Origin of the sequence: Aliiglaciecola lipolytica E3 (assembly GCF_000314975.1) — a bacterium.
GTDB classification, from domain to species: Bacteria; Pseudomonadota; Gammaproteobacteria; order Enterobacterales; family Alteromonadaceae; genus Aliiglaciecola; species Aliiglaciecola lipolytica.
On record NZ_BAEN01000068.1, the window covers coordinates 71,960 to 94,644 of the forward strand.

18 protein-coding genes are annotated in these 22,685 nt (G+C 41.1%); 11 read left to right on the forward strand and 7 right to left on the reverse strand.

Features of this window, described 5'->3' with window-relative positions; all coding sequences use genetic code 11:
* The first annotated feature begins 39 nt into the window (after positions 1-39).
* Entirely contained in the window at positions 40-1,137 is a 1,098-nt protein-coding gene (proB, locus tag GLIP_RS17775; RefSeq protein ID WP_008846075.1) for a glutamate 5-kinase, read from the forward strand.
* 17 nt (positions 1,138-1,154) lie between these two features.
* Positions 1,155-2,405, forward strand: a complete 1,251-nt coding sequence (locus GLIP_RS17780) for a glutamate-5-semialdehyde dehydrogenase (protein WP_008846076.1) — start codon at positions 1,155-1,157, stop codon at positions 2,403-2,405.
* A gap of 142 nt (positions 2,406-2,547) precedes the next feature.
* Here the strand turns inward: GLIP_RS17780 and GLIP_RS17785 are convergent, their stop codons facing one another.
* On the reverse strand, positions 2,548-4,026 hold the full coding sequence (locus tag GLIP_RS17785; protein WP_008846077.1) for a M20 family peptidase: 1,479 nt from the start codon (positions 4,024-4,026) through the stop codon (positions 2,548-2,550).
* A 122-nt stretch (positions 4,027-4,148) separates the two neighbouring features.
* Between GLIP_RS17785 and GLIP_RS17790 the strand changes: the two genes are divergently transcribed.
* Entirely contained in the window at positions 4,149-5,054 is a 906-nt protein-coding gene (locus GLIP_RS17790; protein WP_008846078.1) for a DMT family transporter, read from the forward strand.
* Between the two features lie 53 nt (positions 5,055-5,107).
* Here GLIP_RS17790 and GLIP_RS17795 read toward each other — a convergent pair whose 3' ends face one another.
* Complete coding sequence (locus GLIP_RS17795) at positions 5,108-5,380, reverse strand: hypothetical protein (RefSeq protein ID WP_008846079.1); 273 nt, start codon at positions 5,378-5,380, stop codon at positions 5,108-5,110.
* Between the two features lie 174 nt (positions 5,381-5,554).
* Here GLIP_RS17795 and GLIP_RS17800 point away from each other — a divergent pair, with 174 nt between their 5' ends.
* The 4 genes from GLIP_RS17800 (at position 5,555) to GLIP_RS17815 (ending at position 8,791) form a co-directional block, all read left to right on the forward strand.
* A complete protein-coding gene (locus GLIP_RS17800) occupies positions 5,555-6,052 on the forward strand; it encodes an RNA polymerase sigma factor (protein ID WP_008846080.1) in 498 nt (165 codons plus the stop codon).
* The gene (locus GLIP_RS17805) at positions 6,045-6,626 is read left to right on the forward strand and encodes a hypothetical protein (RefSeq protein WP_008846081.1); all 582 of its coding nucleotides are present in this window, start codon (positions 6,045-6,047) and stop codon (positions 6,624-6,626) included. The genes GLIP_RS17800 and GLIP_RS17805 overlap by 8 nt, the downstream gene beginning before the upstream one ends.
* Before the next feature lie 133 nt (positions 6,627-6,759).
* Positions 6,760-7,350 carry a carbonate dehydratase gene (gene can, locus GLIP_RS17810; protein WP_008846082.1) on the forward strand — a complete coding sequence of 197 codons (591 nt, stop codon included), beginning with the start codon at positions 6,760-6,762 and terminating at the stop codon, positions 7,348-7,350.
* 184 nt (positions 7,351-7,534) lie between these two features.
* Entirely contained in the window at positions 7,535-8,791 is a 1,257-nt protein-coding gene (locus GLIP_RS17815; protein WP_040523528.1) for a multidrug effflux MFS transporter, read from the forward strand.
* A 46-nt stretch (positions 8,792-8,837) separates the two neighbouring features.
* On the opposite strand, the gene GLIP_RS17820 is transcribed toward GLIP_RS17815, so the two are convergent.
* Both GLIP_RS17820 and ilvC read right to left on the reverse strand, forming a co-directional pair.
* Positions 8,838-9,170, reverse strand: coding sequence for a hypothetical protein (locus GLIP_RS17820; protein ID WP_008846084.1), 333 nt, complete (start codon positions 9,168-9,170; stop codon positions 8,838-8,840).
* A 685-nt stretch (positions 9,171-9,855) separates the two neighbouring features.
* Positions 9,856-11,340 (reverse strand): ketol-acid reductoisomerase, encoded by a 1,485-nt coding sequence (gene ilvC / locus GLIP_RS17825; RefSeq protein ID WP_008846085.1) that lies wholly within the window; start codon positions 11,338-11,340, stop codon positions 9,856-9,858.
* A 184-nt stretch (positions 11,341-11,524) separates the two neighbouring features.
* Here ilvC and ilvY point away from each other — a divergent pair, with 184 nt between their 5' ends.
* A complete protein-coding gene (gene ilvY, locus GLIP_RS17830; RefSeq protein ID WP_008846087.1) occupies positions 11,525-12,391 on the forward strand; it encodes an HTH-type transcriptional activator IlvY in 867 nt (288 codons plus the stop codon).
* On the opposite strand, the gene GLIP_RS17835 is transcribed toward ilvY, so the two are convergent.
* Entirely contained in the window at positions 12,385-13,896 is a 1,512-nt protein-coding gene (locus GLIP_RS17835; protein WP_008846088.1) for a YifB family Mg chelatase-like AAA ATPase, read from the reverse strand. The genes ilvY and GLIP_RS17835 overlap by 7 nt on opposite strands.
* A 151-nt stretch (positions 13,897-14,047) precedes the next feature.
* A complete protein-coding gene (locus GLIP_RS21550) occupies positions 14,048-14,836 on the reverse strand; it encodes a PEP-CTERM sorting domain-containing protein (protein ID WP_052155008.1) in 789 nt (262 codons plus the stop codon).
* 515 nt (positions 14,837-15,351) lie between these two features.
* Here GLIP_RS21550 and ilvD point away from each other — a divergent pair.
* Both ilvD and ilvA read left to right on the forward strand, forming a co-directional pair.
* Complete coding sequence (ilvD, locus tag GLIP_RS17845; protein WP_008846091.1) at positions 15,352-17,199, forward strand: dihydroxy-acid dehydratase; 1,848 nt, start codon at positions 15,352-15,354, stop codon at positions 17,197-17,199.
* Positions 17,200-18,741: a threonine ammonia-lyase, biosynthetic gene (ilvA, locus tag GLIP_RS17850; RefSeq protein WP_008846092.1), complete on the forward strand. Its 1,542-nt coding sequence runs from the start codon at positions 17,200-17,202 to the stop codon at positions 18,739-18,741. It begins immediately after the preceding gene.
* Between the two features lie 56 nt (positions 18,742-18,797).
* Here the strand turns inward: ilvA and plsB are convergent, their stop codons facing one another.
* Positions 18,798-21,248: a glycerol-3-phosphate 1-O-acyltransferase PlsB gene (plsB, locus tag GLIP_RS17855; protein ID WP_008846093.1), complete on the reverse strand. Its 2,451-nt coding sequence runs from the start codon at positions 21,246-21,248 to the stop codon at positions 18,798-18,800.
* A gap of 446 nt (positions 21,249-21,694) precedes the next feature.
* On the opposite strand from plsB, the gene GLIP_RS17865 reads away from it, so the two are divergent.
* Complete coding sequence (locus GLIP_RS17865; protein ID WP_008846094.1) at positions 21,695-22,564, forward strand: PEP-CTERM sorting domain-containing protein; 870 nt, start codon at positions 21,695-21,697, stop codon at positions 22,562-22,564.
* Positions 22,565-22,685 lie beyond the last annotated feature (121 nt).

Consider the following 22,685-nt stretch of genomic DNA (forward strand, 5'->3'; position numbering starts at 1 on the left):
GTCGTACTCTACAAATAATTCTATTGGTCGAGAAAAAAGATGCATCAGTTCGAGTGGCAACGGGCAGTTATTAAGGTTGGTAGCGCATTAATTGCACCTGATGGTCAGCAATGTAGTGCTCGGTATTTGCTAGCAATTGCACGTTTTATTACAGCAAGTAAGGAACAAGGGAAAGAAGTCATTTTGGTTTCTTCTGGTAGTGTTGCTGCGGGCCGAAGTAGTGTGCCAATTCACCACCCTCCTTCAATCGCTGAAAAACAAGCTATGGCATCAATTGGACAAATGCAAATGATGGCTAACTGGTCACGTTTTTTTGATTTCCCTTGTGCGCAACTTTTACTTACCTATGATGATCTGCATAGTCGAACCCGTTATGTAAACATAAAAAATACCTTAAGAGAGCTTCTTAATCACCAAGCTTTACCGATCGTCAATGAAAATGACACGGTCGCCGTAAACGAGTTGAAGGTCGGTGATAATGATAATTTAGCTGCTTATACTGCGTTAATTGCACAAGCAGATACGCTGATTATTTGTTCTGATGTGGATGGCTTGTACGACCAAGATCCACGTAAAAATCCTCACGCCAACCTCATTCCTGAAGTCACTTGTGTGGATGAAAGTATTTTTGCATTGGCTGGTGGAGCCGGCACCAAGTTGGGTACAGGCGGTATGCATACCAAACTTCAAGCAGCACAAAAATGCACTCAAAGCGGTATTCAAACGCTTATTGTCAATGGCCAAAAAGGGGCGGTATTCGACCATCTTTTAGAAGGTAAGGTGTTAGGAACACGTTTTACACCTGTGGCAAGCCGCGAAAATGCGCGACGCCAATGGCTTAAACATACATTAAAAAGTGGCGGTAAAATCGTGATAGATTCAGGTGCGAAAACCGCTATTTTAAGTAAAGGTGCGTCATTATTACCTAGTGGAATTGTCGATGTAATCGGTCAGTTTAATTCTGGAGACGCGGTGACAATTGAGTATCAAAATAATGCATTAGCAAAAGGGTTAGCTTTATATAACTCTTCTGACCTGAATAATATAAAAGGCATGCGAAGCTGCAAAATTGAAAGTATTTTAGGTTACACTTTTGGTGAAGCTGTTGTGCATAGAGATGATATGGTTCTGCTTTAAAAAGTGAGTAAAAGGATATGACATTTTCAATCGCCGCTGCAGCAAAGGCAGCAAAGAAAGCCGCTAGAGGTTATTCATCCTTGGGAAGTCAGGCTAAAAACGCCTTATTAACCGAGATAGCTGAGCAATTAATAGAGCAAAAAGAGCAAATATTAATTGCTAATCAAAAAGACTTAGATGCAGCCCAAGAAAATCAAATTGATGCATCTATGCAAGATAGGTTGCGCTTGAACGAAGCGCGTCTAAAAGCAATTCGCGATGCTGTATTGGAGATTGTTCAACAGCCTGATCCCGTAGGAGAAATTAGTCACGTTCAACAGCGTCCTAGTGGAATCCGAGTAGGTAAAATGCGCATTCCCTTGGGCGTTATCGCAATGATTTATGAGTCTCGTCCGAATGTGACGATTGATGCAGCAGCCTTATGTTTAAAAGCTGGAAACGGCGTCATTCTGCGTGGTGGTAAAGAAGCCATTCACTCAAATTTAGCATTGGCGAAGTGTATTCAAGTCGCGCTTGAGAAACATCAATTAGATCCTAATGTTGTGGTTGTGGTGCCGAATACTGACCGTAATGTGATGAACGAATTGATGACTCTAAATGATTCCATCGACTTAATTATTCCTCGTGGTGGAGAAGGTTTGATTCGCTTTGTCACGGAAAATAGTCGCATTCCAGTTATTCAGCACTTTAAAGGGGTTTGCCACCTGTACATTGACAAGCAAGCAGATTTACAAAAAGGCTTGTCAATACTTGAAAATGGTAAAACACAACGCACCAGTGTGTGCAATTCGTTAGAAACCTTGTTAGTGCATCAATCTGTTGCTGAAACGTTTTTGCCTATGGCGGCAGCGATGTTCAATAACAAAGGGGTAAAAGTGCACGCGTGCAACAATAGTATTCGTTACTTTCATGAAGCTGAAGCGGCTACCGAGGATGATTGGCACGCAGAATACCTAGCATTGGAAATAGCAGTGCGCGTAGTAGATGATTTCGACCATGCTGTTGAGCACATAGGTTTGTATGGTTCTGGTCATACTGAAGTTATTGTTACCCAAGATTATTCCGCTGCCAATGAGTTTATTCGAGTTGTCGATTCTGCGGTTGTTATGGCAAACGCTTCGTCTCGTTTTTCCGATGGCGGAGAATTAGGACTTGGTGCTGAAATTGGTATATCAACCAGTAAATTACACGCCTATGGACCTATGGGGGCGACATCATTGACGACTGAAAAGTTTGTTGTCTACGGTGACGGTGAAACACGTGGTTAACGCATCAGGTTTGTGTGTATAGGTTAATCTGAAAACTGAATATTTGTGATATTCAAAATTACCACTTTTAAACCCCCAATTCGCTAAGGATTGGGGGTTTTTATTTTCGATTGTTACTATCTGCCAAGTGCTTGTTCGAATTTTAACGGGGATTGGCTGTTACGCCACTGGTTTCTTCAAGCATGGCATAAAAGAAGCTAATCGCATTTAAGTAATCGTCAACAGGTAATTGTTCATTGATGCCGTGAAAGCGTTTTAAACCTTCAGAATCTAACCGCACCATCATAAAACGATATATATTATCAGACAGCCCGGTGTAATAACGCGAATCCGTTCCACCCATTACTAAATAAGGCGCTACTAAAACATCATTGTTTTGTTGGCGAATATGCTTTTCGATTAACCTATAGCCCATGCTATCTGTGGGAGAAACGCCAGATGGCTCCACTCCCATAAAGTCTGTCACTACCACTCGTTCATCATCTATTGCGTTAATTACATGCTGTTTCACCGTATTGATACTTTCTCTAGGCATGATGCGGAAATTAATCACAGCCGAAGCCTGAGTCGGTAAAATGTTGGATTTAGAACTTCCGTTTGCCATAGTAGCCGCAATAGTAGTTCTGATACCGGCTGCCGTAGAAGGGGCTTTTAACATGGCGTTTTTAACTACGGGTTCTAATAACCACAGGTTTGCCATAGGTAAGCGCGAAGTCAACGGGGCGTGGTTAGCGACTGCATCAAACGTTTTTTTGCTATAGGTTAAGTCGGTATCAAACGGGGCATTTTCCACTTTTACAATCGCCTCACTCAAAATCCCTAACGCCGTATGATCTGGTGGTTGTGATGAATGTCCACCTTCTGAATTTACGGTAAGTTTCAGGTTAACAAAGCCTTTTTCGGCTATTCCGATGATGGCTACAGGTTTGTCGATACCCGACATGATGCCTTCCGTAATAGCGCCACCTTCGTCCAAGACAAACTCGAATTCAAGATTCTGTTGTTCCAAGTATTCCGCAATTTTAACTGCGCCTAGGGTTCCACCTACTTCTTCATCGTGTCCAAAAGCTAAGTAAATACCACGCTTGAGAGGCTTATTTTGCTGCAACAACATCTCCATAGACTCAAGCAAAGCGAACACCGTTACTTTGTCGTCAATGGTGCCGCGCCCCCAAATGACATCGTCTACAACGGCACCGCTGAAAGGCGGTTGTTGCCATTTGCTTAAGGTCACATCATCAACCGGCACCACATCCATATGCCCCATAAATAATGCAGGTTTAAGCGAACTGTCGGTACCAGGAAAGTAATACAGCAGGCTATGTTGGCTGAAGGTTTTTTGTTGTGCAACTTGATGCACAAGAGGGTAACTTTGCTGTATATGTTGCCTTAATTCGATGAAGGGCTGGTCGTCAACTTGTTCCGGGTCGTCATAGGAAATCGTTTTGAATTGGATAGCTCTGGCGAACCTCAACACTGCCGCTTCGGGGTCTAATGGCATTACTTGCTTGGATTGTTCTACTTGGAGCTGATTATCGCTAAATACCGTTTCAGCGCGTATCCACAGAACAGCTGCAAGAATTAATAATCCCAACAGTAAGATGGTAATAAGCTTTTTCATTTTAATAGTCCTTTAGTTAGAAAATTGCTTTACCAGAACAACGATATCAGCCAAAGCATTATTAGTCGCTTTTCATATGTTTTGATATTATGTCAAATTGTTCAGTATCTCTAGGCCAATGAGTGTCCAATCTTCAACTATTTGTTACATGCACCTTAATTTGGGGCTCAACTTGGATCGCGATTACATTTCAACTCGATGAAGTCGACCCAGTCTTATCAGTGGCTTACCGCTTTACCATTGCCGCAATTATTCTGGGTTGTGTTTGTTGGTTCAAACGGTTACCGCTTAAATTACCTATGCATATCCATATAAAAATGGCAGCTGTTGGTCTAAGTTTATACACATTGGACTACAGCTTTTTGTATGAAAGTCAGCGTTATTTGGTGAGTGCCGTCGTCGCTCTAATGAGTTCTTGTATCATTTACATTAATGTCATTATGCGTCGTTTATTCCTTAAAAAACCTATTCGTATGGAAGTCGTTTTAGGTGCTACTTTTGGATTGCTAGGTATGGCATTGATTTTTGTGCCGCAATTTGAAAACGAACAAACTCATCTTTTTTTGTCTTTAGGTATCACTCTCGCATGTATTTCTTTTGTCTGTGCCGCATTGGGTAACGTCATTTCAGAGCGAATTTTAGACCATGGGACACCGGTAATTCAGATGAATTTTTGGGCAATGACTTATGCTTTGTTTTTCCTGTATGGTTTTGCTTTTCTCAATGGCGCAGAATTTGTTCTGCCCAGTTCGTCAGATTATTACGTATCACTACTGTTTTTAGCCGTATTTGGCTCTGTACTGGCCTTTGGTGCTTATATGAAATTGGTTCAACAGATTGGCTCCGATAAAGCTGCTTATGTGGTGTTGATGTATCCCTTGGTTGCGCTATTTTTATCTACCCTATTTGAAGGTTATCAGTGGCATTTACAAGCGCTAATTGGTGTGGCGGTGGTCTTGTTTGGTAATGCGGTTGCGATGGGAAAAGTACCTTTAGGCGTATTGCTCAAAAAATCAGTAAAGAATTAGTTATACAGGATGCGCAGCTTTAACCTGAGTTAACTGCGCATCCGCTAGCAAAATCATAAGTTGTTTATTTTTTTGTTTAACTCATACGCTGGCTCAGTCACTATTTTTTCTAAGACTTGAATACGTTCTTTCAAGTCTTTTATTTCTTGCTCTTTGTTATTTATCGTGGCCTTAAACTGCTGTTCTTTGTTGGTTTTAAATGGGTTTTGTGTATTTCCATTAAACCAATCAATGAGTTTCCAATCGTGTTTTGTATCTAGCCAGGCTGCGGCTAAATATATCGAACAACAACCAACGATCATTAAAGTAATTGTAATTCCGCTCATTTTGTTTTCCTCTATCTCAATAAGTCACTTAAGTTGTTTGAAACGCTGTGTCTAAACATCGTTTGTCTTTATAGTCTTTGGCAATTAAAAAACATTACAAATATTTGTAATGTTTTCAGTAATCGTCAGACTATAACTTTAAATTTCACACTTTAATGTTGCAGGAACAGACATTTGAATACGGATTTCAATGCAATTGTCTCCGAATACGGGCCTTTACTTAGCCGAGTTGCATCAAGCTACGAAGCCAATCAACACTTGCAACAAGAGTTGTTGCAGGAAATAAGTTTGGCTGTGTGGCAATCGTTAAAGGCGTTCAAAGGTGAAAGCAGCTTGAAAACATATATTCTTCGCGTCGCGCATAATAAAGCCGTAACGCATGTGGCCTATCACGCTAAACAACCATTTAACGAAAGTTATTGTGAAATTGAAAATCCGCAATCGAATAACATCGGTTCACCTGAAAATCAATTGGCCCAACAATCGGATGTCGCTAAGTTATTAAAAGCGGTACGCAAACTACCTGTTCAATCCAGACAGATTGTAACTATGTCGATGGAAGGCCTTGGCTATCAAGATATCGCTGATGTATGTGGCATCAGTTCGGTCAATGTTGGGGTGATTCTCAATCGCGCAAAAAAATCCTTAATGGAGACATTTCATCATGAGTAATGACAACTTCGACCTGGATAAAATCTGGCAACAACAAGATGTGACGCAAGTTGATTTTCATTTGCTTAAACGGCAGTGGTGGCTGATGAGAACGAAACAATATGTTTATATTTTGATGGATGCACTTGCTGCCATTGCTATGCCAATAGCTATTTACTTTTTTCCTCGAAAAATGTCGACGTTTGAAACGATCTGGCTGTGGAGCGTATTTTTATTGGTGGTTGTCTGGTTCTTCTATCTACTTTGGTTAAGACGATTTTCCTTAGGGTTTAAATCAGAATCCGCGTCAACAACCGATTTTATTGAGCGAGTAAAACTACAATACAAACAAAACATTAAAATAGCACATGTAAATAAAGTGCTATGTTTTTACACGCCGTTGGTGTTTGTTTGTTTCTTTCTATTTGCCTATTTTGGTGACTCAAGCAATCAGCAAGTACTGCTTAGAAAAGCCAAATTAATGCTTTTATTCAATGCTATTTGTTTACCGCTAATTTGGTTCTGGATGCACAAGCGTGAACAAAAATTTAAAGGCTTGTTAGCCGACTTTGAAGCTCACTGGGATAGAGCTTAAAGCTTCAATAAAATTAGCAAACGGTCGATTCCCTTGCTCGCGTTCGTATTATTCTGTTTGTACTGATATTTTCCTATCAGATCCGGGTGGGTTTTTGTATGATTACCCTTCCTTGAGTTATTGACGATATTGTATGAACGAAATCGAACAGCTCCTAGAAAATAATAGAAAGTGGTCAGAACGAACTACTAAGGTCACGCCTGATTTTTTTGCATCTTTGGCGAAACAGCAATCCCCTAAATTTTTATGGATTGGTTGTTCTGATAGTCGTGTACCTGCAAATCAAATTGTAGATCTGCCGCCGGGAGAGGTATTTGTTCATCGAAATGTTGCTAATTTGGTTGTGCATACTGATTTCAATTGCCTCTCTGTGTTGCAATTTGCGGTAGATGTTTTGAAAGTCGAACATGTGATTGTATGTGGTCATTATGGTTGCGGTGGTATCAATGCTGCGCTACAAAGTGAACCGCTAAACCTAGGGTTGGTAGATAATTGGCTTGGTCATATTCGAGATATTGCAAGCAAACATGAAAAAGAGTTAAGTAAACTTTCTGGCGCTGCTAAATCAGCTCGTCTGTGTGAAATCAATGTGCTTGAGCAAACTGAAAATGTGAAACGCAATGCCATTGTTAGAAATGCTATCACTCGTGGCCAAAAGTTAAAAATCCACAGCTGGGTATATAGTTTAAAAAATGGCTTAGTGACTGATTTAAGTGTAGATTAAGCGTCGTTTTCCTAGTCGTTTCAGGTTCATAAAAGTAGTCTATAGTTACAGGCTACTTTTGCATTGAAATATCTTGTTTTTCCTCTAACAAAATTTACTTTTTTACATATAGTTGCAAACACAATTTGCATTTTTTGAATTGAGTTTGTTGCCATTTTTTACCCATTTTGGAACTAATGCTTTAATGATTAATGAAGAGAAAATCGAACACGTCAAACCTAAATTAGGGATGCTCGAATTTGTCGCTCTTATGGCGTTTATGTCGTCAATCGTGGCATTGAGTATTGATGCGATGTTACCCGCGCTTAATCAAATCGGTAGCGATTTAGGCAGTGAAAGCCCGCAATATACCCATATGATCATTTCTATATTCTTTTTAGGAATGGCATTTGGTCAGCTGTATTATGGTCCTTACTCTGATACCAAGGGTAGACGTTCAGCAATTTTGTCTGGATTGATTGTCTTTGCCATAGGTACAGTGATTTGCTTATTTGCACAATCAATGGAAGTGTTACTGGTTGGCCGTGTGATTCAGGCTTTCGGCGTCTCTGGTCCTCGTATTGCGAGTATTGCCCTGATCCGCGATCAGTTTGAAGGTGAAGCAATGGCCAGAGTGATGTCTTTTATTATGATGGTCTTTATTCTTGTTCCAATGGTAGCCCCTGCATTTGGTAAAGCTATATTACTGTTTGCTACTTGGCGTGAAATATTTGCATCTTTTTTAGTGATTGGCTTTGGCTTAGCTGTTTGGTTTTTTAGTCGGCAACCTGAAACTTTGCCTAAATCAAAGCGTAAACCATTTTCACTTTCTGATCTCTGGCAATCGAGTAAATACATCCTGTCTCACAGAGCAGTAATGATGTACACCCTGTCGATGGGTTGCATATTCGGTTCTTTCCTCGCTTATCTCAGTGCTTCTCAAACGATATTTGAAGGTTTTTATCTGCAAGGTGATATGTTCCCACTAATTTTTGCGACTTTAGCATTTTCGATAGGTATCGCTTCATTTATTAATGGTACTTTGGTGATGAGCATGGGCATGCGTAAACTGTGTTCTTTGGCTCTCTATGGAACGATTGTTATGTCGACTGTTTTTGTAGTAGCAACACTACATTACAACGGCTTACCGCCTTTGTTAGTTACTATATGCATTTTGTTTGTGAACTTCTTCTTCATTGGAATTTTATTTGGCAATCTCAATTCCTTGGCTATGATGCCTTTAGGGCATGTGGCAGGCTTAGGGGCAGCGATAACTGGCTCATTAAGTAGTGCTTTCGCAGTGCCTGTAGCACTGTTTATAGGAAGTTTTGTGCAAAATGATATTGCACCTATTGCCATTGGGTTTTTAATATTTTCGGTGATTACTTTGGGATGTTTCATTTTTGCAGGAACTGGTGCTAAGCAAACACCAGTGTGCAACACTCGCAAAATAACAAAATAGAAATACGCTAAATTGGTTTAACTATTTTGTTATTGGCTGAGGTTTGTTATTTGACTAAGCGTACGATCGGAGAAGGTTTCACGTTTTCGACTATGTCTACTACTCGAGGATGTCTTACACCATTTTTCACTTTATCATAGATCACGTTTTTCATTTCTAGGGCTTGGCAAAACTTATAAAACGTTAGAAAGTCCTTTCGAGAAAAATCATCATTTTCTCTTGTCAATTGGCTATCTATATACATTGACTCCCCGTTTGCCGTCAATGTCGCCAATGCCGTATACGGCTCTCCATATTTTTTAACCCGAAGTGCTCTAACCATTTTCACTTCGAAGATCCAATCGCCCATTTGCGTGAATCTTGATATTGATGAATTCATAGTGTTCTCCACTTAGAACTTGATTTTTATTATAGAACCGCTGTTTTTAGCATCAAACGCTGCTAATGCAATAAAAAGGCCAAAACTACGATGCCTACTTTACAACGCTTCTAGTTAATTCTTACAAAAAATTTGTTTCTGATCAGAGACAACAAAACGTCTCACATTCAGATAATGAGTAATTATATCTTTACAAAATACGGCTTAATTTATGTAAATCAAAGGCTTAAATGTTTTATTTATTATTATTATTATTGTATCGCTTTAGCGACTATTTTTATTATCTGTATTACAGTGTTAAAACATTTTCTCTGGTAATTGAAGTGTAGAGTTAATACGACTTTTAGCCAATTTTCCAGTGGATTTTTACAATTTTAATGAAAAGTTAACCCAAAACTGTTTTTTTCTAAGTTTAATTGTGTAAATTTGCCCAATTTGGACAGTTATTTTCACTAACAGCGCTAAAACAATTATCCTAAACAAGCAGGGTAGCACAAAATAACAGCTCAGTTATATTAGTCTAAAGTTGTAATCATAAGATGCGTGTTTTTATCGCTTCACTAAGTGAAACTTTATCCAGTTAGTAAACATATTTGCACCTTAATAAAAAGCCCGGTCAAATGACCGGGCAAAAAGCGCTTAGTTATAAGCACCTAACGACAGAAAAAGTTACTGTCTATGACTATTAAGCTGCATCAACGATAGCTTTCATATCAGTCATATAACCACGTAAAGTTTCACCTACAATCTCAACCCCATGGGTACGTATCGCTTTGTTCGCTTCAACCAATGCCTTGTTGTCAACACTATTGGTAGTGTTTGACAAACCTTTACCGATCAATTCTGAGGATATGGTCGACATTAATTTTTCACGCAAAAATGGTACTGCTGCATTAGCAAACAAGTAGTTGCCATATTCAGCTGTATCGGAGATAACTACGTTCATTTCATACAAGCGCTTGCGAGCAATGGTATTTGAAATAAGTGGCGTTTCATGGAGTGATTCGTAGTAAGCTGATTCAGGCAGTATTCCTGCTTCAACCATGACGTCAAACGCAAGCTCAACACCTGATTTGATCATGGCAACAATTAAAATGCCTTTATCAAAGAACTCTTGCTCATCAATTTTGCCAGAATATTCAGGGGCATTTTCAAATGCACTTTGACCTGTTTCTTCACGCCATTTTAATAAGTTCGCATCGCCATTGGCCCAATCTTCCATCATGGTTTTAGAAAACTCACCGCTGATGATATCGTCTTGGTGTTTTTCAAATAAAGGACGAAGCATGCTAGTTAATTGGTTTGATAACTCAAAAGCTTTTAATTTTGCAGGGTTAGATAAACGGTCCATCATATTTGACACGCCACCAATTTTCAGCGCTTCAGTGATAGTTTCTAGCCCGAACTGAATCAAGGCACCGGCATATGCTGGGTCAACGCCATCAGCAGTCATTTTTTCATATGCCAAAATCGCTGCGGTTTGTTGCATACCACATAAGATGGTTTGTTCGCCCATCAAGTCTGATTTTACTTCAGCGACAAAAGACGATTCCAATACGCCGGCACGATCTCCACCAGTAGCGGATGCAAGCGCTTTAGCAATATCCCAACCTTTGTTCTGTGGATCATTTTCAGGGTGAACAGCAATCAGTGTAGGTACGCCGAAACCACGCTTATACTCTTCACGTACTTCAGTACCTGGACATTTAGGTGCACACATGACAACCGTAATGTCAGAACGGATTTGCTGCCCTTCTTCAACGATATTGAAACCGTGAGAATAGCCTAGGGTTGCACCATCTTTCATTAACGGCATAACAGCTTCAACAACACTTGAATGTTGTTTGTCTGGAGTCAGGTTATAAACCACATCAGCTTCAGGAATTAATTGTTGGTAAGTACCTACTTCAAATCCATTGCTTGTGGCTCTTTGGTATGAATCACGCTTCTCATCAATCGCAGCTTGACGCAAAGCATAAGACACGTTTAAACCTGAATCACGCATGTTTAAGCCTTGGTTAAGACCTTGCGCGCCGCATCCTACGATAACGATCTTTTGGCCTTTCAGCGCATCGCAGCCAGAGGCAAACTCACTTTTTTGCATGAATCTGCAACGACCTAATTGGTCTAACTGCTGACGCAGAGATAATGTATTGAAGTAATTTGCCATTTTGTACCTACTTTCGTTATTTCTTGAAAAATGTTGTTCCGCAATGTCTGTGTTATCTGCGAAACCTATTGGTTGTTTTTTATCTATCGAGTCAGTGACGACTGTGATGAACGCAGTTTACGGCTTACTTGTTGTTGAATAAAATGATATATTCGCAACATAGTATTGCAAAAAATGAAACGTTATGGATTTTCGCTCTTTACAATTGTTCCAACATCTTGCTCAAAGCTTACATTTTGGCAAAACTGCAAACGCATTATTTGTCAGCCCTTCAACGTTAAGTAGAGCGATTCAGCGCCTTGAAGATGAGTGCGGAGCAGCGTTGTTTGAACGGGATAACCGAACCGTAAAAATGACTCAAGCGGGTGAAAAAATGCTGGCATTTAGTCAACAGACTTTATCGAATTGGAGTTCCCTAAAGGCAGATTTCGATATGCTGAATCCAACCTTAGTCGGAGAAATAAAGCTGTATTGTTCTGTCACTGCTAGTCAAAGTCACTTACCTAATATCTTAAATTTATTTCGCCAAAAGCACCCTCAAGTTGAGGTGAAATTGAGCACCGGCGACCCTTGGTTGTCAGTTTCTAAAGTGATTAGTCAAGAAGTGGATGTGGCTATCGCAATCTTTGCTCCTGATATGCCTAAGGACATTAAGTTTCAACCCATTGATTCTATTCCTTTGTTGCTAATCGCGCCCAAAGATTCACAAATTACTAGTCTTGAGCAAGTTGATTGGCGTGATCATAAGGTAGTACTCCCCGAAGGAGGCCCTTCTAAGCGAATCGTTCATCATTGGTTTTCTGAAATGGGCATTCGACCTAAAGTGTACGGCACTGTCGGTGGCAATGAAGCGATTGTCAGCATGGTAGGTCTTGGCTGTGGATTAGGCATAGTGCCGCAGGTTGTCCTTGATCATTCCTTGGCAAGCCGGCGGGTGAATAGGATCAAATTAACCAATATTGAACCCTATCAATTAGGGTTGTGTTGTTTACAATCAAGACAGCACGAAACACTAATAGAAGAGTTCTTCAATCAACCTGAGTTTCAATAACGCAATTCATTGATAATATTATCAAGCGCCCTATAGCCAAGCGCTTCAGCTAAATGCGGGCGCGAAATCTGTGGTTCTTCAGATAAATCAGCGATGGTGCGCGCGACTTTAATAACGCGATGAAAGGCGCGCATCGACAAACCTAAGTTTTCCACGCTGGTTTGCAAAAATAATCGGTCTTCACGTGTCAACCTGCAATGCTGCTCGATTTCATTGCTATTTAACTGGGCGTTGCATTTGCCCGCTCGATTGATTTGCATTTGTCTGGCTTGCAAGACTCTGCGTTTAATTTCTTCACTGCTTTCAGACGTTTCATTTTGCATAGAATATAATTCCGCACTCGCCAGCTTGGGCACATCGACCTGTAAATCAATACGATCCAAAAAAGGTCCGGATATCTTGTTTATATATTTAAGTACTTGTTCAGCTGTGCTTCTACCATCCCGTAAACTGCCCGTTGGGCTTGGATTCATTGCTGCTACGAGTTGGAATTGCGCAGGGTAATTGACCTGTTTTGAAGCACGCGAAATAGACACATAACCAGACTCTATAGGTTGTCGCAATACATCAAGTACGCGACGTTCGTACTCAGGCAATTCATCTAAAAAGAGTATGCCGTTATGAGCTAAGCTAATCTCTCCCGGTTTTGGGTTACTGCCCCCTCCCACTAATGCGATCGCAGAGGAAGTATGATGAGGTTGACGAAATTTGCGTAGTCGCCAAGTTTTTGGGTCTACTTCATGGCCACTGATGGAATAAATCGTTGCTGTTTCCAGCGCTTGCAGCTGAGACATCTCGGGTAGTATTGTTAACAGGCGTTGCGCCAGCATGGTTTTACCTGTGCCAGGTGGACCGACAAACAAGATGTTGTGATTGCCCGCTGCACAAATTTCTAAACCTCGTTTGGCGAGTTGTTGGCCTTTAATATCAGCCATATCATACTCGTAATCTTTGAGAGTGTCTGTGGATTGAGCTTGCTGTAAAGCGAGTTTATTGCGCCCTGTAAGATGTAAAAAGAGTTGCGAAAGTGTGTCTACTGCAATCACTTTGCTTTGCTCAATTAAGCAGGCTTCTGGAGCATTTAAACTGGATAAAATCGCCGTATGATTGGCCCTGTGGCACGCATAGTTGAATGGCAACGCTCCGGAAATTGGACGGATATTGCCAGTTAGCGCTAGTTCGCCTGCAAATTCGTAGTGTTCTAATTGCTCAAGAGAAATCAATCCGCTGGCGGCAATAATGCCGATGGCGATGGCAATATCAAAGCGACCGCCGTCTTTGGGTAGGTCGGCTGGAGCCAAATTTACAGTAATTCTTTTGGCAGGGAATTCAAACCCTGAATTCAATAGAGCACTGCGTACTCGTTCTTTTGATTCACGCACAGCGGCATCAGCTAAGCCTACCAAATTAAATGCTGGTAAACCGTTGGCAAGGTGCACCTCAATGCTCACCAAAGGCGCATCTATGCCAACAGATGCACGGGAATAAACTACCGCTAACGACATCAACATTTCCTTATGTTTTTGTCTATTCATTGCTATTTATAGTAGTCAAACAAGAGAGTCGAAGCGAATTTACGAAGTCTAGTTTTCTATCAGAAATAAAAAAGAGGTGCTTCACACCTCTTTTAACTCTTATTTAGAATGGCTCTAGGAATTATTTTCTGCGACGTCTAAGTAACCCGGCTACACCTAAACTCAATAGTAATATTGACGCTGGCTCAGGTACTTGAGGCGGCTCGTTTGGATTGTTGGTAGATGCGGCAAGTAAGTTCTCGAACATGGTGCCATTATCAAAATTGCCACCCCAATTGGATCCTGAATTATCCCAAACGTTTTGGTCAGTTATCAGAAATACACTGCCGGCTCCAATATTTTGATAGGCCATCATGACACTATCCATGCCATTATATAGTTCTTCACCTAGCATCAATGCAACTGCATCACCACTTATACTTAGCGGCGCGAAGGCAGCGTACTGATAAGTGTCAACACCTTGCGTGAGCGGATGAGACAATATTTGACCATCGCCTACCGATGCTGATCTGAATCCACCATCTAAAACTACGTTATTTATTGAAATATCTGCACCCAACGCGGCTAATGCTGCATTAATGTTATTGTTTTCTGAAGGTGCAAAGTTTCCATGTTCTCCCATAAACGCGATGCGCCCGCCGCCGGATAAAAAACTACTCATGGTGCTTAGTTCATTTGCAGTATAGCTATCTGCTGGTTGAACTGCCCAAAGTAAATCAGTTGAGCTCAAATCAACCGTATCCAACTGTCCGTTTGCAATGCTGGAAGAGTGACCAGCAAGTCCATTGTAAAATGTATTAATGGTAGAAATGTTGTATCTTTCACCCCAAACGGTAACGACACCCGCTTGAGTAAACATACTTGTGAGTAAGGCAGATGATGTAACAACTGCTACTATAAATCTCTTCATATTTAGTTCCTTTAAAGTGTTCAAACAGCAGCTAACCAAACATGTAGCTGTTCGTTTATTGATCAGCATATCTCGTGCCATTATTTGATTTTTTTGGATTTTTTTGGATTTTTTATATTTTTATCAAATGGTTATGATTTTTTTGGGAAGAATTTTTATTACCGGTCGAAAGTGCAATTTCACGTTGATGTAAAATATACCGACGCATAAAAAATTACTCTGCATTGCGCGCAAAGAATAATATATACCCTTTGATAACTTGATTCTGCCAGCTGTTACATGCTATCTCTATACACCAGTGACGATCTTAATAAAATGAATACCATGTATTTTACATCTATCGAGCAAGTGTTGATTGTGATTATTGACGCGTGGGGATTAGCCCAGCGAGGGTAGGTGTGTATGTATTTTTGCCGAAACCCTCGCAGTTTAAACGCGGGGGTTTTTTGTTTCTGTAGGCTTAAACAAAAAACATTTTTTATGACTAAATTGATTTCAATCTAGAGGGTTTTACCATGCCAAAGTTACGTTCATCCACTACTACGCAAGGTCGCAATATGGCCGGAGCAAGAGCTTTGTGGCGAGCTACCGGAATGACAGATAAAGATTTTGGCAAACCGATTATAGCCGTTTCAAATTCGTTTACTCAGTTTGTACCCGGCCATGTGCATTTAAAAGACATGGGGCAATTAGTTGCACGTGCAATTGAAGAGGCCGGCGGCGTCGCCAAAGAATTCAATACTATTGCTGTAGACGACGGAATCGCCATGGGGCATTCGGGTATGTTGTATAGCTTACCATCACGGGAAATTATCGCCGACTCTGTGGAGTACATGGTAAACGCCCATTGTGCTGATGCTATCGTGTGTATCTCAAACTGCGACAAAATCACCCCTGGCATGTTAATGGCTTCAATGCGGTTAAATGTGCCAGTTATATTTGTATCTGGTGGTCCAATGGAGGCCGGTAAAACGAAGTTATCTGATCAAATTATCAAATTAGATTTGGTTGATGCGATGGTTGCAGGTGTCGATGACAACGTAAGCGATTCTGAGAGTGACGAAGTAGAGCGTTCAGCGTGTCCTACTTGCGGCTCGTGTTCGGGAATGTTTACTGCCAATTCCATGAATTGTTTGACCGAAGCACTCGGTTTGTCATTGCCAGGTAATGGTTCAATGCTGGCGACTCACGCAGATCGTGAAGGCTTGTTTAAAAAGGCGGGAAGCCAAATTGTCGAACTATGCCGTCGTTATTATCAAGAAAACGATGAGTCTGTGTTACCACGTAATATTGCTAATTTTAAAGCGTTTGAAAATGCGATGAGTTTAGATATTGCTATGGGTGGCTCGACAAATACAATCTTACATCTATTAGCGGCTGCTGTAGAGGGCGAAATTCCATTTACCCTTGATGACATTGACCGTTTGTCACGTAAAGTACCGCATTTGTGTAAAGTCGCCCCATCAACCCCTAAATATCATATGGAAGATGTTCACCGAGCAGGTGGTGTGTTGGCAATTCTTAACGAAATAAATCGTGCCGGCTTATTACATGCGGATTGTTCGCATGTTTTAGGTAAAACGGTTGGCGAAGTCATTGCTGAGTGGGACATTACAAACTCAGACAACCAAAAAGCGTTAGAATTTTATAGAGCTGGACCAGCGGGTATTCGCACTACCAAGGCATTTAGTCAGGATTGTCGCTGGCCTACAGCGGATACAGACCGTGAAAGTGGTTGTATCCGAAGCCGAGATCACGCATTTAGTGAAGAAGGCGGCTTGGCGGTATTGTTTGGTAATATTGCTGAAGACGGCTGTATCGTTAAAACCGCAGGTGTAGATGAATCTATTCATAAGTTTACTGGGCGTGCACGAATATTTGAAAGCCAAGATGAAGCGGTGGCCGCTATTTTGGGTGACAAAATTGTTGCAGGTGACGTTGTTATTATTCGTTATGAAGGTCCAAAAGGTGGCCCTGGTATGCAAGAAATGTTGTATCCAACCACTTATTTGAAGGCCAAAGGTTTAGGAAAATCTTGTGCTTTGATCACTGATGGTCGTTTCTCCGGTGGAACATCTGGGTTGTCCATAGGTCATTGTGCTCCTGAAGCTGCAAGTGGCGGTGGAATAGGGTTGGTGGAAGAAGGCGATACTATCAAAATTGATATTCCTGGCCGCAAGATTGGCGTAGATATTAGTGACGAAGAGCTAAATCGTAGACGTGACAATATGAACAATAGTGCCAAGCCATGGAAACCGGCAACGCGTGAACGTAAAGTCTCTTTGGCGCTTAAAGCTTATGCGTTGCTAGCAACGAGTGCGGACAAAGGCGGGGTACGTGATGCTTCGAAATTGGAAGACTAAATGAGTTTATCAGCCAACGATTATTTGAAGCGTATTTTACTGGCACCGGTTTATGATGTTGCAGTTAATAGTGAATTAAACCGACTAAGTAGTTTATCCACTGCGCTAGGTAATGACATTTATCTAAAGCGCGAAGATCAGCAACCGGTGAAGTCATTTAAGTTGCGCGGTGCGTACAATAAATTGGCCAATCTGAGCGAGCAACAATTGCAGGCTGGTGTTGTCGCGGCGTCGGCAGGGAATCACGCTCAAGGTGTTGCCTACTCGGCGAAAATCAAAAAGATTCAAGCCACCATAGTGATGCCAGAAACCACACCAGACATTAAAGTCGAGGCGGTCCGTCGATTTGGTGGAGAGTATGCCCATGTCGTGCTACATGGCACCAGTTTTGATGCGGCAAAAGAAGAAGCATTACGCTTATCACAAGTAAACGGTTATACCATGGTAGCTCCGTTTGATGATGAAGATGTGATAGTGGGGCAAGGAACCATTGGTCGAGAGTTACTGGAACAACTTCCTGATCTGGATATTCTCTTCATTGCCGTTGGTGGAGGCGGCTTAGCAGCTGGTATTAGCGTTTACCTAAAGCAGTTGCGCCCAGATCTAAAAATAATCGCAGTAGAATCTGATGAATCAGCGTGTTTGCAAGCGGCATTGCGAGCTGGTGAGCCTGTATCTTTACCGTCTGTTGGAATATTTGCTGATGGTGTAGCGGTGAAAACGATTGGGACTGAACCCTTCCGTTTGTGTCAGCAGTACGTTGATGAAGTAATTACCGTCAATACTGATGAAATATGTGCCGCTATCAAAGATATTTTTGATGACACTCGAGTAATTGCAGAACCAGCTGGCGCGCTATCGGTTGCAGGTATTCGTAAGTATCTTTCAGAACATTCAATTTCAGGTAAAAAAATTGGCGGCATTTTATGTGGAGCGAATATCAATTTCCACACCTTAAGATACGTCTCAGAACGCTGTGAATTGGGTGAAAAGAAAGAAGCCGTATTTGCGGTTAAAATCCCTGAACAAAAAGGTGCATTCAAACAATTCTGTAAATTATTAGGTGGTCGCACCATTACGGAATTCAATTATCGCTATGCAACGGACGGTGAAGCCCACATCTTTGTGGGGATTAAGCTGCGTTTTGGCCGTGAAGAATACCATCAGTTAGAACGACTCTTAACTGAAAGTGGTTACCAATGTTTTGATTTATCAGAAAACGAAACGGCAAAGTTACATGTACGTTATATGGTTGGCGGACGTCCACCTTCGCTGTTAAACGAGCAAATATTCTCATTTGAATTTCCAGAATATCCTGGTGCTTTAATGAAGTTCTTAAATACCTTAGGGGAAACCTGGAACATTACGTTATTCCATTATCGCAATCATGGGGCGGCTGAGGGCCTTGTATTAGCAGGGTTTGATTTACCTGCTGAAGCTCGAGAGGATTTTGATCGCCACCTTGAAAAGCTAGGGTATATCTACACGGAACAAACCAATAATCCAGCTTATCAGTTCTTTTTATCTGACCTGCGCAAATAAGCAACTGACTACATAAAAACGGCCCTCTTTTAGGGCCGTTTTTAGGTTTAAACCATTTAGTTTTGCAATGCGTAAAGTTTTTCTAAGCGTTGCGCGATTTCTGGCGCTATCAAAGCAATAATATCTTGACGCAAAGTTTCACTGGCTTCTGAGTGTTGTAATTGGCCGTCATCGCTATCGGCCAACAAATCATTTTCTTTTAAGGCATTAACAAAAGTGGCTAACACGTTTTTATCGAAAAACTCCGGCGAACTGATGCCATGCAATGAAGATAATCTTTCTGCAAACTTCGCGCTTTGACGTTCTAATGCGGCACGACTCATTTTCTTTTCTTTCGCTAATAAAGACAGTACCAATGCATATCTTTGCAGTGTTTCTTGCACACAACGGTTTAACAACCACAACGAATAAAAAGACGGTGCGGTTGGGTGTGCTGGGGCAAGTTTTCTGCCTACATGAACTATCATGCCCATCTCTAACATGCTATCTATCAGACTTTCTACATAGTCCTTTGCTTGCTCAGCCGACATGTATAAGAACCATTCGCGTTGTAACATTGGGTATAAGCGCATGATCAAATCAAGCAGTTTGGTTTTTCCTAAACCATTGTGAGCAAAAACAATTGCGGCAATTAATCCAGGAATAGCAAAGAGGTGCAAAATATTATTGCGATAGTAGGTCAAGGTGACCGCATTTCGCTGCTCTAACGAAATTATCTTTCCGAAGCTATCTTCAGAGACATTCATTTTGCCTAATTTCAGCGTTTGCTCAACAATCTCCTGCCCGTTTTTCTTCGGCAAGCTAACCAATTCACTGTAAGGTGACAATTTTAATAAGTGGAGGTAGTCGTCTACTGCTTGCTCCAACTCTTTTTGCCCCATCGCGGTCTTTTTGGCAGAAAGTAAACATAAAGCGCATAACGACATACCACTAATTGCCGCTGTTTGATTGATGCGTACCATGACCTGATTAGCAAGAATATTGACGGTAGGGGTCAACCAACTGGGTTTCCTGTCGACATCGTTATTCTGAGCATCACGCCAATTGGGCACTTGCATGTCGAGAAAGTTGTTAAGCTGAATGGGCTCTCCAAAATTAAGGAACCCATGGCCGTAGTTTTTCAATTTCCGGACGACTGAAAAAAGACCAAAAACAGACTCTTTTTTCTTAGTGTTACCCTTTAGCTCTTTTAAGTAACTACCTACTTCCATCACATGCTCATAACCAATATAAACAGGGACGATACTGACTGGACGATTCACCCCTTTTATCATGGCTTGCAAGGTCATGGCTAGCATGCCGGTTTTCGGCGGAAGTAAGCGACCCGTTCTACTGCGGCCACCTTCAGCATAATACTTTACCGAATACCCTTTATTGAACAGTAGCTCAAGGTATTCGCGAAACACGCTTGTATATAATTTATTGCCTGCAAAGCTGCGACGTAAGAAAAATGCACCGCCTCGTCTGAAAATTCCGCCAACCGGCCAAAAGTTAAGATTGATACCTGCTGCAATGTGAGGCGTAACTAAGCCTTGGTGGTAAATTGCATAGGTTAAAAGTAAGTAATCCATATGACTGCGATGACATGGAACATAAATGATCTCATGTCCATTTTGCGCCAGCTTTCTTACTTTGTCTGCGTGACCAACTTCGATTCCATCATAAATCTTATTCCAAATTCGGGTGAGGACCCTGTCACCAAAGCGGATTAGGCCTTCTCGATAGTCGGCTGCAATTTCATTGATATAAGATTTAGCGTTCGCTTTGGCTTTGGCTAATGGAATTTTCTTTTGTCTGGATTCTTCGTTTATCGCATTAATTACCGCCACAGATCCAAGAATTGAATTATACAATTCTTGTTTTTCTAATAGCATAGGGCCGTTGAAAGCCTGTCTTTTACGATGGAAGTGGGTGCCTGCCAAGCGAATCAGCTTGTGTGCAATTTCTGCTTCGGTTCCCGGTAATTGTGTCATCGCTCTAGATGACACAGCTTTACTGTAAGAAACAAAATTATCACGGCCTAGAAAAAGAACGATAAAAAACTTACGTAGCCAACTGGGGGATGCTTTGTCTGCCAATAGGTCTGCAAGGCCGTTCGATTTGCGACCTGGTGCTCTCCCCCAAAACACAGTAACGGGTACTATTTGCAAATCTACATCGGTGTTTTCTTTATGTAGTTTGAATAGCTGGGTTAAATCTGCGGCAATCTTAGTGCCTTTGATTTTTCTACCAATAACCGACTGCGGCTGTTCCAAAAAAACGCTGGCGCTATGCTCTTCGTTTCCAATCACTATTTTTTTGGTTGGGTTAGGCAGTCCCACTTTTTTAGTGGACATTTTAAGCGCGAGTTGATCGGTAATTGAGTGAGTTCTAAGCAGATAAATAATGGGGCGGTCTTTATCTATCCCTAACTCATTTTCAATATCAGTTGGAATACTATTAACTTTAACCAACCACTTTACCGGAAAAGCAAAAATTGAAAGCAGCAAATTATGCAGCCAATCCATATATTATACCTTGAGGTTACACGTTCGAAGAAAGCATAGCATGAAGAATGACATTGTTTTCATATTTGCCATGCTATATCACGAGATCAATTGGGTATTTTATCTTGTTGTAATTACTGATGTCATCCGCTTTTCTTCTTCATTAGATTTCATACACCTAAATATTATGAAATATTTCGTTTATCGCGTTGCGCATATCAATCACGAGTCTAAAACTTACCACTTTGACGAAAAGGGCGTTTTTTCAAGCTAAAAAATGTCAACTAAATTTACAGTTAAGTATTTTTAAAAGCTGACCAATAGTTCAAGTTATTGATAAGGAATAAAAAAATTTGTTGGCATTCGGTATGCTTGAAATTTAACCAGTAATGGTGTTTTTTTACTCAAATCCTAATTCATTTCAACTGGAATGGATTACTGTATTCTCAATATATGGAGATGAAGCAATGAATAAAAAAATTGTTAAAGGTGTTCGCTCGTTGCTATTGGCAGGAGCATTAGCGGTTTCTTCTAACGTGACCACTGCAGCAGAAATTTTAGTGGTTGATGAAGGCGGACGTTTATCTGGTGGTGGTTGGACGACTCTTTTTCAAGATACTTTCGGTGACACATTAACCGTAATTAGTAGCTGGGGCTCGGCGCCAACTGATATGTCGGCGTATGACGTTGTGTGGGATGGCGGATTTTCCTCAAACCCAGGAGCAACAGTTGCGCAAAATGTAATTGACTTCGTGAATGGCGGAGGCGGTTTTTACGGGCAAACTGAAAGACCGTGTTGTGAAACCCACAATGCATGGGTGCAAAGTATCTTTATGGAATTAACCGGTGATACCGCCATGCAATTTGGCGGAGCGGGGGATTCTCCATCCGGTGCTACTGGGACATTCCTAACCCCAGATACGACTATTCTGATCGAGCCAAATGATATTCGTAGCACTACATTTGATATCAGCGCTCCTGGGCAACTTTTTGTATCTGACCCATCAAAAGTGTTTGCTGCACAAGTTGCAGACAACGGCTTTAATATTGGTGTTGCTTATGCAACGTCGGATCTAGTCAATAACGCAGGTCGAATTGTGACAATCAGTGACATTGACTGGCTAAGCGGCATCTCTGATGATGAGGCTAGAGCGTTAGAGAACATTCGTTCTTTCTTATTGGCGGGTGAGTCTTTACCTCCTGGTTGCGGTCAAAATCCAAACCTACCGGAATGTCAAAATCCAGGTGAGCCAGGTATTCCAATGCCTGAGCCGTCAACACTTGCCGCACTAGCGCTTGGTTTACTTGGCTTCAGAATGGTAAAACGTAGAAAATAATCTTTAAGGTTTTACATATTTATAAGGCTACTTACGGGTAGCCTTATTTTATGTAGTGTTAAAATTACAAGTTAATTCACTAAAACAAGATTACTAAAAACAAAGTTTGTTTTATTTGGGT

Coding starts and splice junctions, on each gene's coding strand:
- GLIP_RS17815 (WP_040523528.1), top strand. CDS start 7,535: ATGATTAATGAAGAGAAAATCGAACACGTCAAACCTAAATTAGGGATG.
- can (WP_008846082.1), top strand. CDS start 6,760: ATGAACGAAATCGAACAGCTCCTAGAAAATAATAGAAAGTGGTCAGAA.
- GLIP_RS17805 (WP_008846081.1), top strand. CDS start 6,045: ATGAGTAATGACAACTTCGACCTGGATAAAATCTGGCAACAACAAGAT.
- GLIP_RS17820 (WP_008846084.1), bottom strand. CDS start 9,170: ATGAATTCATCAATATCAAGATTCACGCAAATGGGCGATTGGATCTTC.
- proB (WP_008846075.1), top strand. CDS start 40: ATGCATCAGTTCGAGTGGCAACGGGCAGTTATTAAGGTTGGTAGCGCA.
- GLIP_RS17865 (WP_008846094.1), top strand. CDS start 21,695: ATGAATAAAAAAATTGTTAAAGGTGTTCGCTCGTTGCTATTGGCAGGA.
- ilvC (WP_008846085.1), bottom strand. CDS start 11,340: ATGGCAAATTACTTCAATACATTATCTCTGCGTCAGCAGTTAGACCAA.
- ilvA (WP_008846092.1), top strand. CDS start 17,200: ATGAGTTTATCAGCCAACGATTATTTGAAGCGTATTTTACTGGCACCG.
- GLIP_RS17795 (WP_008846079.1), bottom strand. CDS start 5,380: ATGAGCGGAATTACAATTACTTTAATGATCGTTGGTTGTTGTTCGATA.
- GLIP_RS21550 (WP_052155008.1), bottom strand. CDS start 14,836: ATGAAGAGATTTATAGTAGCAGTTGTTACATCATCTGCCTTACTCACA.
- ilvD (WP_008846091.1), top strand. CDS start 15,352: ATGCCAAAGTTACGTTCATCCACTACTACGCAAGGTCGCAATATGGCC.
- GLIP_RS17780 (WP_008846076.1), top strand. CDS start 1,155: ATGACATTTTCAATCGCCGCTGCAGCAAAGGCAGCAAAGAAAGCCGCT.
- ilvY (WP_008846087.1), top strand. CDS start 11,525: ATGGATTTTCGCTCTTTACAATTGTTCCAACATCTTGCTCAAAGCTTA.
- plsB (WP_008846093.1), bottom strand. CDS start 21,248: ATGGATTGGCTGCATAATTTGCTGCTTTCAATTTTTGCTTTTCCGGTA.
- GLIP_RS17835 (WP_008846088.1), bottom strand. CDS start 13,896: ATGTCGTTAGCGGTAGTTTATTCCCGTGCATCTGTTGGCATAGATGCG.
- GLIP_RS17785 (WP_008846077.1), bottom strand. CDS start 4,026: ATGAAAAAGCTTATTACCATCTTACTGTTGGGATTATTAATTCTTGCA.